15 protein-coding genes and 1 riboswitch are annotated in these 15,270 nt (G+C 71.7%); of the genes, 6 read left to right on the top strand and 9 right to left on the bottom strand.

Going from position 1 to position 15,270, the window contains the following annotated elements; genetic code table 11:
- The first annotated feature begins 36 nt into the window (after window positions 1–36).
- Window positions 37–978 carry an alpha/beta hydrolase gene (locus OG900_24790; GenBank protein WUH93013.1) on the top strand — a complete coding sequence of 314 codons (942 nt, stop codon included), beginning with the start codon at window positions 37–39 and terminating at the stop codon, window positions 976–978.
- A 487-nt stretch (window positions 979–1,465) separates the two neighbouring features.
- Here OG900_24790 and OG900_24785 read toward each other — a convergent pair whose 3' ends face one another.
- Both OG900_24785 and OG900_24780 read right to left on the bottom strand, forming a co-directional pair.
- Entirely contained in the window at window positions 1,466–1,741 is a 276-nt protein-coding gene (locus OG900_24785; GenBank protein ID WUH93012.1) for a DUF4031 domain-containing protein, read from the bottom strand.
- Window positions 1,738–2,091 (bottom strand): hypothetical protein, encoded by a 354-nt coding sequence (locus OG900_24780; protein WUH93011.1) that lies wholly within the window; start codon window positions 2,089–2,091, stop codon window positions 1,738–1,740. The genes OG900_24785 and OG900_24780 overlap by 4 nt, the downstream gene beginning before the upstream one ends.
- 189 nt (window positions 2,092–2,280) lie before the next feature.
- Here OG900_24780 and OG900_24775 point away from each other — a divergent pair, with 189 nt between their 5' ends.
- The 3 genes from OG900_24775 to OG900_24765 all read left to right on the top strand — a co-directional run bounded on the left by OG900_24775 (window position 2,281) and on the right by OG900_24765 (window position 4,844).
- Window positions 2,281–3,204 carry a MurR/RpiR family transcriptional regulator gene (locus tag OG900_24775; GenBank protein WUH95906.1) on the top strand — a complete coding sequence of 308 codons (924 nt, stop codon included), beginning with the start codon at window positions 2,281–2,283 and terminating at the stop codon, window positions 3,202–3,204.
- A gap of 277 nt (window positions 3,205–3,481) precedes the next feature.
- Window positions 3,482–4,411 (top strand): N-acetylmuramic acid 6-phosphate etherase, encoded by a 930-nt coding sequence (murQ, locus tag OG900_24770; GenBank protein WUH93010.1) that lies wholly within the window; start codon window positions 3,482–3,484, stop codon window positions 4,409–4,411.
- Between the two features lie 70 nt (window positions 4,412–4,481).
- Complete coding sequence (locus OG900_24765) at window positions 4,482–4,844, top strand: hypothetical protein (GenBank protein ID WUH93009.1); 363 nt, start codon at window positions 4,482–4,484, stop codon at window positions 4,842–4,844.
- A gap of 91 nt (window positions 4,845–4,935) precedes the next feature.
- On the opposite strand, the gene groL is transcribed toward OG900_24765, so the two are convergent.
- The 4 genes from groL to thrC all read right to left on the bottom strand — a co-directional run bounded on the left by groL (window position 4,936) and on the right by thrC (window position 9,109).
- Window positions 4,936–6,558: a chaperonin GroEL gene (gene groL / locus OG900_24760; GenBank protein WUH93008.1), complete on the bottom strand. Its 1,623-nt coding sequence runs from the start codon at window positions 6,556–6,558 to the stop codon at window positions 4,936–4,938.
- A gap of 324 nt (window positions 6,559–6,882) precedes the next feature.
- Window positions 6,883–7,086: a cold-shock protein gene (locus OG900_24755; GenBank protein ID WUH93007.1), complete on the bottom strand. Its 204-nt coding sequence runs from the start codon at window positions 7,084–7,086 to the stop codon at window positions 6,883–6,885.
- Between the two features lie 443 nt (window positions 7,087–7,529).
- Entirely contained in the window at window positions 7,530–7,805 is a 276-nt protein-coding gene (locus tag OG900_24750; protein ID WUH93006.1) for a MoaD/ThiS family protein, read from the bottom strand.
- Window positions 7,802–9,109: a threonine synthase gene (gene thrC / locus OG900_24745; protein ID WUH93005.1), complete on the bottom strand. Its 1,308-nt coding sequence runs from the start codon at window positions 9,107–9,109 to the stop codon at window positions 7,802–7,804. Before thrC ends, OG900_24750 begins: the two co-directional genes overlap by 4 nt.
- Window positions 9,110–9,126: 17 nt before the next feature.
- Window positions 9,127–9,253: riboswitch (SAM riboswitch) on the bottom strand.
- 114 nt (window positions 9,254–9,367) lie between these two features.
- On the opposite strand from thrC, the gene OG900_24740 reads away from it, so the two are divergent.
- Together OG900_24740 and OG900_24735 are read left to right on the top strand one after the other, a co-directional pair.
- Window positions 9,368–10,333 (top strand): glucosyl-3-phosphoglycerate synthase, encoded by a 966-nt coding sequence (locus tag OG900_24740; GenBank protein ID WUH93004.1) that lies wholly within the window; start codon window positions 9,368–9,370, stop codon window positions 10,331–10,333.
- Between the two features lie 581 nt (window positions 10,334–10,914).
- Entirely contained in the window at window positions 10,915–12,366 is a 1,452-nt protein-coding gene (locus OG900_24735) for a trehalose-6-phosphate synthase (GenBank protein WUH93003.1), read from the top strand.
- Here the strand turns inward: OG900_24735 and otsB are convergent.
- From otsB to OG900_24720, 3 genes are all read right to left on the bottom strand, one after another.
- Window positions 12,363–13,220, bottom strand: coding sequence for a trehalose-phosphatase (gene otsB / locus OG900_24730; protein WUH93002.1), 858 nt, complete (start codon window positions 13,218–13,220; stop codon window positions 12,363–12,365). The two genes, OG900_24735 and otsB, sit on opposite strands and share 4 nt — an antisense overlap.
- A gap of 361 nt (window positions 13,221–13,581) precedes the next feature.
- Window positions 13,582–13,815: a DUF3263 domain-containing protein gene (locus OG900_24725; protein WUH93001.1), complete on the bottom strand. Its 234-nt coding sequence runs from the start codon at window positions 13,813–13,815 to the stop codon at window positions 13,582–13,584.
- A 7-nt stretch (window positions 13,816–13,822) separates the two neighbouring features.
- Complete coding sequence (locus OG900_24720) at window positions 13,823–15,103, bottom strand: extracellular solute-binding protein (GenBank protein WUH93000.1); 1,281 nt, start codon at window positions 15,101–15,103, stop codon at window positions 13,823–13,825.
- Window positions 15,104–15,270: the final 167 nt, after the last annotated feature.

Genomic DNA, 15,270 nt, shown 5'->3' with positions numbered 1-15,270 from the left:
GGTTTCGATACCTCAGGTCGCGAAAAGGAGAACGTCATGAGCGAGAGCGCTGTCGCGCAACGGCCGCCGGAGCCGGACTGGGCCACCATCGCCGGCGAGGAACTGATCACCTACCGCACCGCGGAAAACCGCTTCCGCGCATCCGACGCGGTGCTGCCCTTCCGGGGGGAGCCGGACCCCGGGGCGGCCATCGAGTGGCAGACGGTGGCCCTGCCGGGCCGCGAACTGCCGGTACGCGTCCACCGGCCGGCCACGGCCGAAGGCGCCGACCTTCCCCTCGTCGTGCACGTGCACGGCGGCGGCTTCGTGGGCACGGCCGTACAGAGCGACTGGGTCAACAGCCGGCTCGCCGCGCACCTGCCCGCCGTCGTCGTCTCCGTCGAGCACCGGCTGCTCGACGAGAACAGTCCGCTGGCGGACGCGGTGGACGACGGCTGGGACGTGCTCGCGCACGTGGTACGGCATGCCGAGCGGTGGGGGGTCGACCCGGGGCGTACGGCCGTCTTCGGCGAGAGCTGCGGGGCCTTGATCTGCGCGCTCGCCGCGATACGGGCGCGGGAGGCCGGGGTCGGGCTGCGGGCGCAGGTGCTGGTCAATCCTGCGGTTGACGCGACCGGGACGATGCTCGAATACGGCTCGGCGGTCGAGTACGCCTCCACGCCGAGCCTCGGCGTGCCGCAGCTGCTGCTCTTCCAGCGACTCGCGGTGCCACCGGGGGCCGACTCCCGTGCGGTCTCGCCGCTCTACGCCGAACATGTGGGCGGGCTGGCCCCGGCGCTCCTGGTCGTGCCGACGGACGATCCGCTGGCCGATCAGGGGCGGGCCTACGCCGAGCGCCTGGCGGCGGGCGGGACATCCGTACGCCTCACCGAATACCCGGGGGCCGGGCATGCCTTCCTCAGCGTGCCAGGGCTGGCGCCGCAGGCCGACTCCGCCTACGCGGAAATCCTCGGCTTCCTCCGCGCCTCCTTCACCTGACCGTGCCGGCCGGGCCCGCTTCCCCTCTGCGCGAGGGCGCTTCCCGGGCACCCTCTGCGGCGGGGCCGCGCCCCTGAGGGATGCCCCCTTCGCAGAGGGCGAGCCATAAGGGGCGCGGGGAACTGCGCGACCAGCCGTCGACGGGCGCGCGGGTCGCCACCGGCCCAAAGGGGCTGCCCGGTCCGCCCCGGACCACCGGCCGGTGGTGGGTTGCGCGCGCAGTTCCTCGCGCCCCTGAGGGGCTCGGCCCCCTCCGCAGAACGGCGAGCGTTTTTCAGGGGCGCGGGGAACTGCGCGGCCAGCCACCGACAAGCTGCACGTCGCCACCGGCCGAAAGGGGCAGTTGCTGTCGCATCCGGACCACCGGCCGGTGGGTGGTTGCGCGCGCCCACGCGGCGCCAGCCGCAGATCAGATGCAGCCTCGCGCCCCAAGGGGCACCCTCCGCGGCAGGCGGCGCCGCGTCGAGGCGGGCGGGGGCACCCCCGGCTAGTCGGTGCGGGTCGGAGCGTGTTTGCGGCGGCGGAGGCCCGCGGCCGTGAGGCGGGATACCAGCTCGCGGCTGGGGACTGGCACGGCGCCGAGCCGCACGGCCTCGGCGTAGTGCTCGGCCGGGATGTCGTAGTGGTCGCGTTCGAAAGCGCGGCGCGGAGCCCCCAGCCGGACGGCGAATGCGTGCAGCTCGGCGTAAGACGTGTCGCTGACCAGGTGGGACCAGAGGCGGCCGTGGCCCGGCCAGGTGGCGGGGTCGACGTAGACGGTCATCGGGAGGTGCCCAGCGCGCCGACGGGGGCGATGACCTCGGCGCGGGCTTCGCAGACCCACTGGGGGTCGGCGCCCAGTTCGGGTTCGACGGCGAGGGCGTGCGGCTCCTCGCAGTGCGGGCACAGGGGCCAGCGGCCGTACGTTTCGAGGAGGGCGTCCTGGACGTCCTGGGCGACGAGGCCGGGGACGAAGGCGGCGCCGTCTGGCCACTGGTCGAGCCACCAGCGGCGTTCGGCGACGGCGTCCTCGACGAGGGAGACGATGGCGGGGCCCGCGATGTCGCGGGCGGTGAGGTCGGCGAGTACGAGGGCGCGGGCGCTGTGCAGCACCGCCTCTGCGGGGTGGTCCATGGGGACCATTGTCCCAGGGGCGGGGACGGAGGCGGGGACGGAGGCGGCGGGGGAGCCGCCGGGCGGCGGCGTCGCGGCGAAGCAGACGCAGCGTGGCGGAAAGTCGCTTGACGTCGGACGACGCGTGAAAATACCTTTCATGGGGTGACCCACAGCGTGAAGGAAAATTTCCCCCCGAGCGTCCGTCCCCTGCGCGGCGCCGCGGACGCGCCCGTCATACCTGCTTCGCCTCCCGACCCGGGAGCCCTGGCCGCCAAGGTCCGTACGCTGGCGCCGTCCATGACCCGCTCGATGCAGCGGGTCGCGGAGGCGGTCGCGGGCGACCCGGCCGGCTGCGCCCAGCAGACCGTCACCGCGCTCGCGATACGTACCGGCACCAGCGAGGCCACCGTGGTGCGTACGGCCCGGCTGCTGGGCTATCCGGGATATCGCGACCTGCGGCTCGCCCTGGCCGCGCTGGCCGCGCAGCAGGCGGCCGGCGTGCCGCCGGCGGTGACCGCGGACATCGCGGTGGACGACCCGCTCGCCGACGTCGTCGCCAAGCTCGCCCTTGAGGAGCAGCAGACCCTCGCCGACACCGCGGCCCAGCTGGACATGGCCCAACTGGAGGCGGCGGTGGCCGCGTTGGCCGCCGCGCGACGCACGGACGTCTACGGGATGGCCGCGTCCGGCCTGGTCGGGCAGGACCTGGCGCAGAAGCTGCTGCGGATCGGGCTGATCGCGCACGCGCACGCGGACCCGCACCTGGCGGTGACCAACGCCGTGCAGCTGCGGCCGGGCGACGTGGCGATCGCGATCACGCATTCCGGCGGTACGCACGACGTGATCGAGCCACTGCGGGCCGCCTTCGACCAGGGGGCGACGACCATCGCGCTCACCGGGCGCCCCGACGGCCCGGTCACCCAGTGGGCGGACATCGTGCTGACCACGTCCAGCTCGCGCGAGAGCGAGCTGCGGCCGGCCGCGATGTCCAGCAGGACCAGCCAGCTCCTTCTGGTGGACTGCCTGTTCGTGGGTGTGGCGCAGCGGACGTACGAGTCGGCGGCGCCCGCGCTGGCCGCGTCGTACGAGGCGCTGGCCCACCGCCACCGGCCGCGTGCCGCCCGCGGCTGACCACGTATGCACTGAAATAATGCGCTGAAACCATTTTGCTCCGCCGAGCCCTCCAGCCGAGCCCTCTGACAGCCCCGCCGAGCCCTCCAGCCGAGCCCTCTGACAGCCCCGCCGAGCCCTCCAGCCGAGCCCTCTGACAGCCCCGCCGAGCCCCCACCGCTCCGCCGACCCCGTTCACCCCCCGCTGAATCCGTTTGCTCCGCGGCCACCAGGACGCCGGCCGCCCATCCCCCCACGCCCGCACCTGACCAATGCGAGAAGGATGAACGAGCCGCACATGCCCCAGTACACCGAGCTGCGCCGCGAGCTGGACACGCTGACCACGGAGGCCTTCCGACCCGAGCTGGCCGAGATCGACCGGATGCCCACCCTCGACATCGCCCGCACCATGAACGGCGAGGACGCCACCGTGCCGGCCGCCGTCGCCGCCCAACTGCCGAGCATCGCCGCGGCGATCGACGGCATCGCCGACCGGATGGCCCGCGGCGGGCGGCTCGTCTACGCCGGCGCCGGCACGGCGGGCAGACTCGGCGTCCTGGACGCCAGCGAGTGCCCGCCGACCTTCAACACCACACCCGGGCGGGAGGTCGTCGGCCTCATCGCGGGCGGGCCGAGCGCCATGGTCACCTCGATCGAGGGCGCCGAGGACAGCAAGGAGCTGGCCGCGGAGGACCTGGACGCGCTCGGGCTGACCGCCGCCGACGCCGTCGTCGGCGTCTCGGCCTCGGGGCGTACGCCTTACGCCGTCGGCGCGGTCGAGCACGCCCGCGCGCTCGGGGCGCTGACCGTGGGGCTGTCCTGCAACGCCGACTCGCCGCTGGCCGCCGCCGCGGACCACGGCATCGAGGTCGTGGTCGGGCCCGAGCTGGTCGTCGGGTCCACCCGGCTGAAGTCGGGCACCGCGCAGAAGCTGGTGCTCAACATGCTCTCGACCATCACCATGATCCGGCTCGGCAAGACCTACGGGAACCTGATGGTGGACGTGCGCGCGTCCAACGAGAAGCTGCGGGCCCGCTCCCGGCGGATCGTGTCGCTGGCCACCGGCGCGGACGACACGGCGATCGAGCGTGCGCTGTCCGCCACCGACGGCGAGGTCAAACCCGCGATCCTCACCCTGCTGGCCAAGGTCGACGCGCCGACCGCGGCCCGGCTGCTGACCGAGTCCGGCGGCCACCTGCGCAAGGCCCTGGAGTCGGCGGCCGGCTGACCGCCCGTCACCCCCGGAACCCCTCTCGGCGGTCGTGCGTCCAAGGTGCACACCGAACGAGGGGGGACCTGTGAACGGACGAGGACCAGCGGTGCTCGCGGCGGCCGCTCTGCTGGCGCTGGGCGGCTGCTCCGGCGCCGGGAGCGGCACCGGGGGCATGGACTGCGCCTGGGAGCTGCACTACGGCGGGAGGCTGTACGTGATGGCACCGGGGCAGGAGTCGGCGAAGGTCGTGCCGCACCAGGGCGACCCGGTCGGGCAGGGCTACTTCGACGGCTGCCAGGACGGCGGCGGCCCCGAGCCGCGGCAGCCCGTCAGCGTCTACCGGCTGCTGGGGCTCGACCCGGAGCTCGCCGTGATGACCGAGGACGACATCATCGCCGTCACCGACCCCGGCCACCTGCCCGCGCCGCTGGCCATGCCCAGCAGCTGAGCCGGACGGACCTGCGACAGAGCGGCGCCCCCTTCCCGTACGTACGGGGAAGGGGGCGCCGCGTCGCGTGCTGGACGGTGATCCCGGGGGATCAGAAGTCCATGTCACCGCCGGGCATGCCGCCCGGGGCGGCCGCGGAGGCCTTCTCGGGCTTGTCCGCGATGACGGCCTCGGTGGTGAGGAAGAGCGCGGCGATGGACGCCGCGTTCTGCAGCGCCGAGCGGGTGACCTTCGCCGGGTCGATGATGCCCTCGGCGATCATGTCGACGTACTCGCCGGTCGCGGCGTTCAGGCCGTGGCCGATGGGCAGGTTGCGCACCTTCTCGACGATGACGCCGCCCTCAAGTCCGCCGTTGATGGCGATCTGCTTGAGCGGGGCCTCCAGCGCGAGCTTCACGGCGTTGGCACCGGTCGCCTCGTCGCCTTCCAGCTCCAGCTTCTCGAACACCGCGGTGGCCTGCAGCAGGGCCACGCCACCACCGGCGACGATGCCCTCCTCGACGGCGGCCTTCGCGTTGCGCACCGCGTCCTCGATGCGGTGCTTGCGCTCCTTCAGCTCGACCTCGGTGGCGGCACCGGCCTTGATGACGGCCACGCCGCCGGCCAGCTTCGCCAGGCGCTCCTGGAGCTTCTCGCGGTCGTAGTCCGAGTCGCTGTTCTCGATCTCGGCACGGATCTGGTTGACCCGGCCCGCGACCTGGTCGGTCTCGCCGGAGCCGTCCACGATGGTCGTCTCGTCCTTGGTGATGACGACCTTGCGGGCGCGGCCGAGCAGGTCAAGACCGGCGTTCTCCAGCTTGAGGCCGACCTCTTCGGAGATGACGGTGCCACCGGTGAGGATGGCGATGTCGCCGAGCATGGCCTTGCGGCGGTCACCGAAGCCGGGCGCCTTGACGGCGACGGACTTGAAGGTGCCGCGGATCTTGTTGACGACCAGGGTCGACAGGGCCTCGCCCTCGACGTCCTCGGCGATGATCAGCAGCGGCTTGCCGGACTGCATGACCTTCTCCAGCAGCGGGAGCAGGTCCTTCACCGCGGAGACCTTGGAGTTGACGATCAGGATGTACGGGTCGTCGAGCGACGCCTCCATACGCTCCAGGTCGGTGGCGAAGTACGCCGAGATGAAGCCCTTGTCGAAGCGCATGCCCTCGGTGAGCTCGAGCTCGAGCCCGAAGGTCTGCGACTCCTCGACGGTGATGACGCCTTCCTTGCCGACCTTGTCCATGGCCTCGGCGATCAGCTCGCCGATCTGGGTGTCGGCGGCGGAGATGGAGGCGGTCGAAGCGATCTGCTCCTTGGTCTCCACGTCCTTGGCCTGCTCCAGCAGGGCGGCGGAGACGGCCTCGACGGCCTTCTCGATGCCGCGCTTGAGGGCCATCGGGTTGGCGCCCGCCGCTACGTTGCGCAGGCCTTCCTTGACCAGGGCCTGGGCCAGGACGGTCGCGGTCGTCGTGCCGTCGCCGGCGACGTCGTCGGTCTTCTTCGCGACTTCCTTGACCAGCTCGGCGCCGATCTTCTCGAACGGGTCCTCCAGCTCGATCTCCTTGGCGATGGACACACCATCGTTGGTGATCGTGGGGGCGCCCCACTTCTTCTCAAGGACGACGTTCCGGCCCTTGGGACCGAGGGTGACCTTAACGGCGTCGGCGAGCTGGTTCATCCCGCGCTCAAGGCCGCGCCGCGCCTCCTCATCGAACGCGATGATCTTAGCCATGTGAAGTGTCCTCCGCGGACTGGGGGTTCCCCCACCAAGGCGGGGGGCGGTGGATCGGACCGTGTGGCGCCCGCGACGGACGGCCCCCCGGCCGCCGGTTCCTTCCCGACGCCCGATCAAGCCTCACCGACCCGGTCCAAGTGGCACTCTCACTCGGAGAGTGCTAACCAATGATTAGCACTCTCCCCCTGCGAGTGCAAGCGCCTCGGGCGTGGAGGAAGCGGCCCGAGGTGACCCCGGGGGCACCAAAGGTGAAGGGCCACCCCTGGCGGGGGTGGCCCTTCGTGATGGCGTCGCGTCGGTGGCCGAACGCGCCCGAGCCGATCAGCCGGCCAGTCGGACCATGTCCGCCTGCGGCCCCTTCTGACCCTGCGAGATTTCGAACTCGACTCGCTGGCCTTCTTCGAGGGTGCGGTATCCGTCCATCTGTATCGCGCTGTAGTGGACGAAGACATCCGCACCACCGTCGACCGCGATGAAGCCGTAGCCCTTCTCCGCGTTGAACCACTTGACGGTGCCCTGAGCCATTCCTAACTCCCCTATTACTGGCCCTATCGCGGCCCCGCGCTCCGCGGGCCCGGGTCAGACCTCACCCCCGTGGGGGGTGTGCGCCGGAACGCGTCGACCGCGGCTGAATGTATCTGCACGGATGCCGTCTGCAACAGGTCAATTGGACGAGAATTCTGGGCGCGACCGATCGGAAATACACCAGGAAGGAATGATATGGCGGGGCAACTCGGACCGGACATAAGGGTCCTGTCGGACCAATCGCTTGTGACTTTGGCGATAAATCGCCGCAACGGCTGCACAACCCGTCTCAGGAGTGCCACATGCCTCTGGCAACTCTATCCCGGCACAACTACCGGCCCACATGCGGGCGCCCCACCCGGGGACAAAAACAGTTCCCGGGCGGGGCGCAGGTTAAACGTCAGAGGGTCTGCGGATTCCTGTCAGACCGGAACGGGGGCGGCTCAGCCGCCGGCGACCGCGGGAATGATCGACACGCTCGCGCCGTCGGGGACCACGGTGGCAAGACCCTCGGAAAAGCGGACATCGTCGTCGTTGACATAGACGTTCACGAAACGGCGGAGCTTTCCGGTGTCGTCGAGAACCCGCGCGGAAATACCCGCATGATTCTTTTCCAGCGACTCGATCACCGCGGCCAGCGTCCCGCCCTCGGCCTGAACCTCTGCCTGGCCGCCGGTGTAGGTGCGGAGAATGGTGGGGATACGTACGGAAGCACTCATGCGAGGCCAGCCTCTCGGAAAGCGGCAACGGTGGGACGGATGGTCGCGGTCGGCCCGGTGGTCGGAGCCACCGCGTCCAGGGTCTTCAGGCCGTCGCCGGTGTTCAGCACGACGGTCTCGGCGGCCGGGTCGAGCTGCCCGGTCTCGATCAGCTTCCTCAGCACACCCACGGTCACCCCGCCGGCCGTCTCGGCGAAGATCCCCTCGGTGCGGGCCAGCAGCTTGATGGCGTCCACGACCTGCTCGTCGTTCACGTCCTCGACCGCACCGCCGGTCCGTCGTGCGATGTCCAGCACGTAGGGGCCGTCCGCCGGGTTGCCGATGGCAAGCGACTTGGCGATGGTGTCCGGCTTCACCGGGCGCACCACGTCGTGCCCGGCCTTGTAGGCCGCCGACACCGGCGAGCAGCCCTCGGCCTGGGCACCGTAGATCTTGTACGGCTTGTCCTCGACCAGGCCGAGCTTGATCAGCTCCTGCAGGCCCTTGTCGATCTTGGTGAGCTGCGAGCCCGACGCGATCGGGATGACCAGGTTGTCCGGCAGCCGCCAGCCGAGCTGCTCGGCGATCTCGTACGCCAGCGTCTTGGAGCCCTCGCCGTAGTACGGGCGCAGGTTGACGTTGACGAAGCCCCAGCCCTCGCCGATCGGGTCGCCGATCAGCTCGGAGCAGAAACGGTTCACGTCGTCGTACGAGCCCTCGATCGCGACCAGCTCGCCGCCGTAGACCGCGGCCATCACGACCTTGCCCTGCTCCAGGTCGTGCGGGATGAACACGCACGAGCGGAAGCCCGCCCTGGCCGCCGCGGCGCCGACCGCGCCCGCCAGGTTGCCGGTCGACGAGCAGGACAGCGTGGTCAGGCCGAAGGTGCGGGCCGCCTCCAGGGCGATCGCGACGACCCGGTCCTTGAAGGAATGCGTCGGGTTGCCGGTGTCGTCCTTCACGTACAGCCCGCCGGTGATGCCCAGCTCGCGCGCCAGGTTGTCGGCCTTGACGAGCTTGGTCCAGCCCGGGTTGAGGTTCTGCTTCTCGGTGACGTCGGAGGGCACCGGCAGCAGCGGGGCGTAGCGCCAGATGTTCGAGGGCCCCGCCTCGATCCGCCGGCGCAGCTCCTCGGGGTCGCCCAGCGGCAGCTCGTAGGCCACCTCAAGCGGCCCGAAACACTCCAGGCACGCGAAGACCGGGGTCAGCGGATACCGGGTGCCGCACTCGCGGCACGACAGCGCGACGGCAGGCCCGAAGGAGTCCTGATGGGGATTGTCCGCGAAAGCGGAAGCGGTGGTGCCGGCGACAGTCTGCACAGCCATGGTGGCGAGGCCCTTTCTCCTCATCTTCCTCGTGGCGGACGTCGCCACAAGACGGAATTGGCACCTTCCCCACCTGACCTCGTGGTCGGCGGGAGGGTTGCCGGGGCTTCAACGGGCCGTTCCCTCTGCCCCTCTGGATGAGCGGTATGGCACCGGACGTCACAGGACCGGGCATTTGTTGTCACGACTCTAACCGACGACGATGGCCGTGGAGACAGACGTCCGAACCGCGAGACGGATCACACAGGAGAAACGCACGTGCTGGAAGAGGTGGAGCGCTGGCTCACCGCCCGCTCCTGGTCGGCCGCCGACCGGCCGCTGGACCTGCTGCTCGCCGCCAAACGGGCGGCCGGTCCGGCGGGCACGATCAGCGTGGTCCTGCCCGCGCTGGACGAGGAGGCCACCGTCGGCGAGATCGTCGGCGCCATCCGCCGCGACCTGATGACGCCGTCCGCGCCGCTGGTCGACGAGGTCGTCGTGATCGACTCCGGCTCGCGCGACGCCACCGCCCGCGTCGCCGCGGACGCCGGCGCCACCGTCGTGGCGCGGGACGCCATCCTGCCGCGGGTACCGGCAGTGGCCGGAAAGGGCGAGGTGCTCTGGCGGTCGCTGCTGGTCACCAGCGGGGAGATCGTCTGCTTCGTCGACGCGGACTTGCGGGAGTTCGACTCCCGCTTCGTGTCGGGGATCGTCGGGCCGCTGCTCACCGAGCCGTCGGTGCAGCTGGTCAAAGCGATGTACGACCGCCCGCTGGAGACCGGCGGCACCGTCGTACCCGCCGGCGGCGGCCGCGTCACCGAACTCGTCGCCCGACCCCTGCTCAACCTCCACTGGCCCCGGCTCGCCGGCTTCGTCCAGCCCCTCGGCGGCGAGTACGCCGCCCGGCGGTCCCTGCTGGAACAGCTCCCCTTCCCCGTCGGCTACGGCGTCGAGCTGGGCATGCTCATCGACTCCCTCGGCCTCGTCGGCCTCGACGCGCTCGGCCAGGTGGACGTCGGTGTACGGCACCACCGCCACCAATCCGGCCAGGCGCTCGGCCGGATGGCCGCGGCCATCTACCGCACGGCGCACCAGCGGCTGGCCCGCGGCCACCTCGTCCGTCCCCGGCTCACCCAGTACGACCGCGCGTCGACCGGCTTCGTCCCCTCGACCCACCCGGTCGACACGCAGGAGCGCCCCCCGATGCTCGACGTCCCCGAATACCGCCGCCGCCGCGCGGCCTAGCCCCTCCGGGGCGGGTCTGCCCCATGCGGCACGCCGGTTCCGCGCTTCCCCTTCCGCAGTGGGGCGCCCATCCGCGGGGCGCGGCGGCCCTGCGCTTCCCCTTCGGCAGGGGGTGCCCATCCGCGGGGCGCGGTGGCGCTGCGATGTCCCTTCGGCAGGGGGTGCGCTTCCGCGGGCCGCCGGTGGCTGAGGGGTGCCCCTTCGGCAAGGGGGTGCCACCCAGGGGCGCGGGGAACTGCGCGCTCAGCCCTCCACCGGCCGGTGGTCCGTCTTCGACAGCAACAGCCCCTTTGGGCCGGTGACGACCCGCGCGCCGGTGGGGGTTGGTCGCTCCGTTCTCCCCCAGAGCTTCGCGTGGGGGTGCCCCCACGCGCCCCTGGAGTGGTGGCGGTCCGTCGCCACACGACGGCGAGTGGTGGGTTGCGCGCGCAGTTCCCCGCGCCCCTGAGGGGCACCCTCCTGGCGAAGGGGCACCGCAGGGCCGCCGCGGCGCGGGGGTAAGGCGCCGCCTTTTGTAGCCAAAAGGGCCCCCGGGCACGCCGGGATGTTTGGGAGCCGAACGCAGTGGCTAGGCTCGGGCCATGGACGGATCTTCGCGGGCTGCCCGGATTCTGGTCGCGTCCAACCGCGGACCGGTGGCTTACAGCGTCGGCGACGACGGCGAGCTGCGCAGCAGACGCGGGGGCGGCGGGGTCGTGTCCGGGCTGAGCGCCATCGAGTCGGACGGCGCGTCCCTGTGGGTGTGCGCCGCGCTCACCGAGGGCGACCGGGAGGCCGTGCGGCGCGGTGTCGGCGAGCCCGGCTCGCGGATGATCGCCGTCGATCAGGACGTCTTCCACGCGGCCTACAACGACATCGCGAATTCCGTGCTGTGGTTCGTGCACCACATGCTCTACCAGACCCCCCTCGAACCCGCCTTCGACGCGGACTTCCGCACCCAGTGGGCGGCCTACGAGACCTACAATGCGGCCTTCGCCGACGCCATGGCCGAGGAGGCCGCGCCCGGCGCCTCCGTGCTGGTGCAGGACTACCACCTCGCCCTGGTCCCCGCGTTGCTCCGGGAGCGCCGCCCCGACCTGCGGATCGGCCACTTCTCGCACACGCCGTGGGCGCCGCCGGACTATTTCCGGCTGCTGCCCGACGACATCGCAGTCGCCCTCCTGGAGGGCATCCTCGGGTCGGACCGTGCCGCCTTCCTGACCCGGCGCTGGGCCGACGCCTTCGCCGCCTGCTGCGCCGACGTCCTGGGCGCCACCGTCTCGCAGGACCGCCGCGAGGTGACGCACCGCGGGCGTACGACCAGGCTCGGCGTGCACGGCCTCGGCGCCGACGCCGACTTCCTGCGCGAGCGCGCCCACCGCGACGACGTGGCCGAGCGGATGGCCACGCTGCGGGCCGAGGTCGGCCCGGGGCGGCGGCTGATCGTCCGGGTGGACCGCACCGAACTGTCGAAGAACATCGTGCGCGGACTGTACGCGTACCGCAGGCTGCTCACCGACCGGCCCGGCTGGCGCAGCCGGGTGGTGCATGTGGCGTTCGCCTACCCCTCGCGGCAGGACCTGACGGTCTACCGGGAGTACACCGAGGAGGTCGCCCGGCTCGCCGCCGAGATCAACGCGGAATTCGGCACCGCCGACTGGCAGCCGGTGCTGCTCAAGGTCGACGACGACTTCGCGCGCTCGCTCGCGGCGTACCGCCTCGCGGACGTGGCGCTGGTCAACCCCATCAGGGACGGCATGAACCTGGTCGCCAAGGAGATGCCGGTGGTCTCCGACAACGGCGTCGCCCTGGTGCTCTCCCGCGAGGCGGGCGCCTTCGAGGAGCTGGGCGACGACGCGATCGTCGTCAACCCCTACGACGTCAGCGCCACCGCGGAGGCGCTGAACACCGCCCTCACCCTCCCGGACGCCGAGCGCGCCGACCGCACCAAGCGCCTCGCGGCGGCGGCCACCGCGCTCCCGCCGACCCAGTGGTTCCTCGACCAGCTCGGCGCGCTGGACGCCCAGGGCTCCCAGGGCTCCCAGGGCTCCTAGGGCTCCTCGGTGATCGCGTCGGCCAGGGCGTCGAGCAGGGCCACCACGCCCGCCGGGCCCGGGACGATCAGGTCGGCCTGCGAGGTCAGCTCCTCGGGCGAGTCGGGGGCGCCCGCGCTGGCCACCAGCAGGCCGGGCAGGCCCTCCTTGCGCAGCTCCTGCACCGCCGCGAAGGCGGCCAGGTCGCCCAGGTCGTCACCGCCGTAGAGGACGCAGCCCGCGTCGACCTCGCGCAGATACGCCGCCAGCGCCACGCCCTTGTCCACGCCCGGCGGGCGCAGCTCCAGGACATAGCGGCCCGGCTCGACCACCAGGCCGTGGTGTGCGGCCAGTTCGGACAACGGGGTGCGCAGCGCCTCGAAGGCGGCGTCCGGGTCCTCGGCGCGGCGGGTGTGCACCGCCACCGCACGGCCGCCCTTGTCCTCGATCCAGGTGCCGTGCCAGGCGCCGTTGCGGTCCAGGAAGCCGGGCAGCTCCGCGCGGACCGCCGTCACGCCGGGATGCGCCCCGGCATTGTGCATCTCCGCCGTGTGCGCGTCCCAGCGCTCCGCGCCGTAATGGCCCAGGACGACCAGGTGGTCGAGGGCGGCCACACCGGCGAAGCCGCCGTATCGCACCGCCACGCCGGCGGGGCGGCCGGTCACGACCGCCACCGCCGCGACGTGCGGCGCGAGCCGGGCCAGCGCCGGGACCGCGCCCGGGTGGGCGCGGGCCTGCTCGGGGTCCGCCACGATCGGGGCCAGCGTGCCGTCGAAATCGAGCGCGACGACCGCGCGGTGTGGCTGCGCCAGCAGGGTGGCGAGGCCTTCTTTGCCCTCGGGGGTGGTGGGCGTCGGGATCTCCGCGGAAGCCATGGGTTCGACCTTACCGCCGTGCTTCCGGGCGCACGCCCGGCGCACGGTTTCTCCTCCGGAGCGGTGGTGCCACTCGCGGTGGCCCGCCGCCCTGCCCCGCCGTCGTGGCTGCGCGCGCAGTTCCCCGCGCCCCTGGGTGATTGCCACTTGCGGTGGCGTTCGCATCTTTCCCGCCTCGTCGGCGGGGCGCGCAGTTCCCCGCGCCCCTGAAAAACGCGTGCCCTCTGCGCAGAGCCCCTGGCAGGGGCAAACGCTGGGCGCAGGAGGGCGCAGGCCCAAAGGGGCGCGGGGAACTGCGCGACCAGCCCCCACCGGGGAAAGGTCCCGGGACCGCAGGACGGGGCTGGGCGGGGGGACCCTGTCAGCGCTGCGCGCGGCGGGTGGTGCGGGCTGCGCGGAGGCGGTTGATCGTGGCGGGGGCGTACGCGAGGGCGCGGGGGTCGTCCAGGAGGGCGTTGAGGATTTGAAGATAGGCCGTCGGCGAGATCGCGAGGCGCTCGCGGATGGCGCGGTCGCGCGCGCCGGGACCGGTCCAGGACCTGGACGCGAAGTCCAGGATGTCCCGGTCCCGCTGCGACAGCTCGGACTCGCTCACGAAAGGGCTAGTTCCCGCCCTGCGCCACACCGAACCGCTGCAATGTGCTGAGGACTTGCGCGGGAGAGCCGTGGACGGCCGCGCCGATCGACTTCTTCACCTGGTCGCTGACCGCGCCCCAGGACGTCTTGTTGACCGGGTAGAAGGCCGCCTCGGGCAGCCGGTCCAGGAACTGCAGCATGTCCTTGTCCTTGGGGTTGCGCTCCATCGCCTGCGACGCGCTCGTGGTCACCGGCAGCAGGCCGTACTGGTCCAGGAAGCGCAGCGAATTGTCCGAGCTGTAGACGTACCGCAGGAAGGCGCTGTCCGCCGCGAGGTGGTCGTCCTTCTGCTTGAAGGCCATCATCCAGTCGGCCACGCCGAGCGTATCGGCCAGGGCGCCGTGCTGGCCGGGCAGTGCGGCGACACCGACGTCGATGTGCGCGGCCTTGGCCTGGGCGAGCAGCGTGGGGTGGCCGTTGATCATGCCGGCCTTGCCGGCCAGGAAGTCGGCGAAGACGGTGCGGCGGTTGGTGGTCGCCGGGTCGCCGGGGCCGGTGAGGCCCTTCGCGACGAGGTTGTCCTTCAGCCAGGTGAAGGCGGCGATGTTCTCGTTGGAGCCGAAGCTGTAGCCGCCGACCGCGTCGGTGTAGTTGCCGCCCGCGCCGAGCATCCACATCAAGGACTCGGCCTGCGCCTCCTCCGGACCGAGCGGCAGCCCGTACGGCACCTTGACGCCGTCGTCCTTGAGCTTGGACGCGTCGTGCGCGAGCTCCGCCCAGGTGGTCGGCGGGTGCTTGATGCCGGCGTCCTTGAAGAGGGCCTTGTTGTAGAAGAAGAGCCGCGAGCTGGACGCCCACGGTATGCCGTACTGCACCCGGTTGACGGAGCCGGCCTTGACCAGCGACGGGATGAAGTCGGCCTGCATGCTGACCGTGAAGATGTCGTCGGCGCTGTAGAGCAGGCCCTTGGCGGCGTAGTCGGCGTAGGAGCCGATCTGTGCCAGGTCGGGGGCCTTGCCCGCCTTGACCATCGCGCTGACCTTGTCGTCCACGTGGTCCCAGTCGACGACCTGGACGTCGACCGTGATGTCCGGGTTCTTCTGCTCGAAGGACCTGACGAGGTCGTTCCAGTACGCCGTCGAGCTGTTGCCCGTCTTCGGGTCGCCGTAGTCCGCCGCGACCAGGTGCAGGGTGACGTGCTTGCTGCCCGCCGACGCCGCGCCGCAGCCGCTGAGGACGCTCGCGGCCAGGACCGCACCGAGTCCGGCCGCCATCAAGCTGACGAGTCTTCGTCGCCGCACGCTCATGCCGAATTACCGCCTTCGAGGGTGGATTGTCCGCGGAAGCGCAGAGTCTTCCCCACAGGTTCACCCAAGATCTACACCACTACCGGAATCCGCCGTTCAGCGGGTGGGGCTACCTTGCCGCTGCCGGCGGGCGGGGACGCGACCGATCTTCCTCCATGAGTGGACTA

This window comes from Streptomyces sp. NBC_00433 (genome assembly GCA_036015235.1).
Lineage (GTDB): Bacteria > Actinomycetota > Actinomycetes > Streptomycetales > Streptomycetaceae > Actinacidiphila.
The sequence above is the reverse complement of the archived record's forward strand: the minus strand, read 5'-3'. Positions and strand labels throughout refer to the sequence as shown.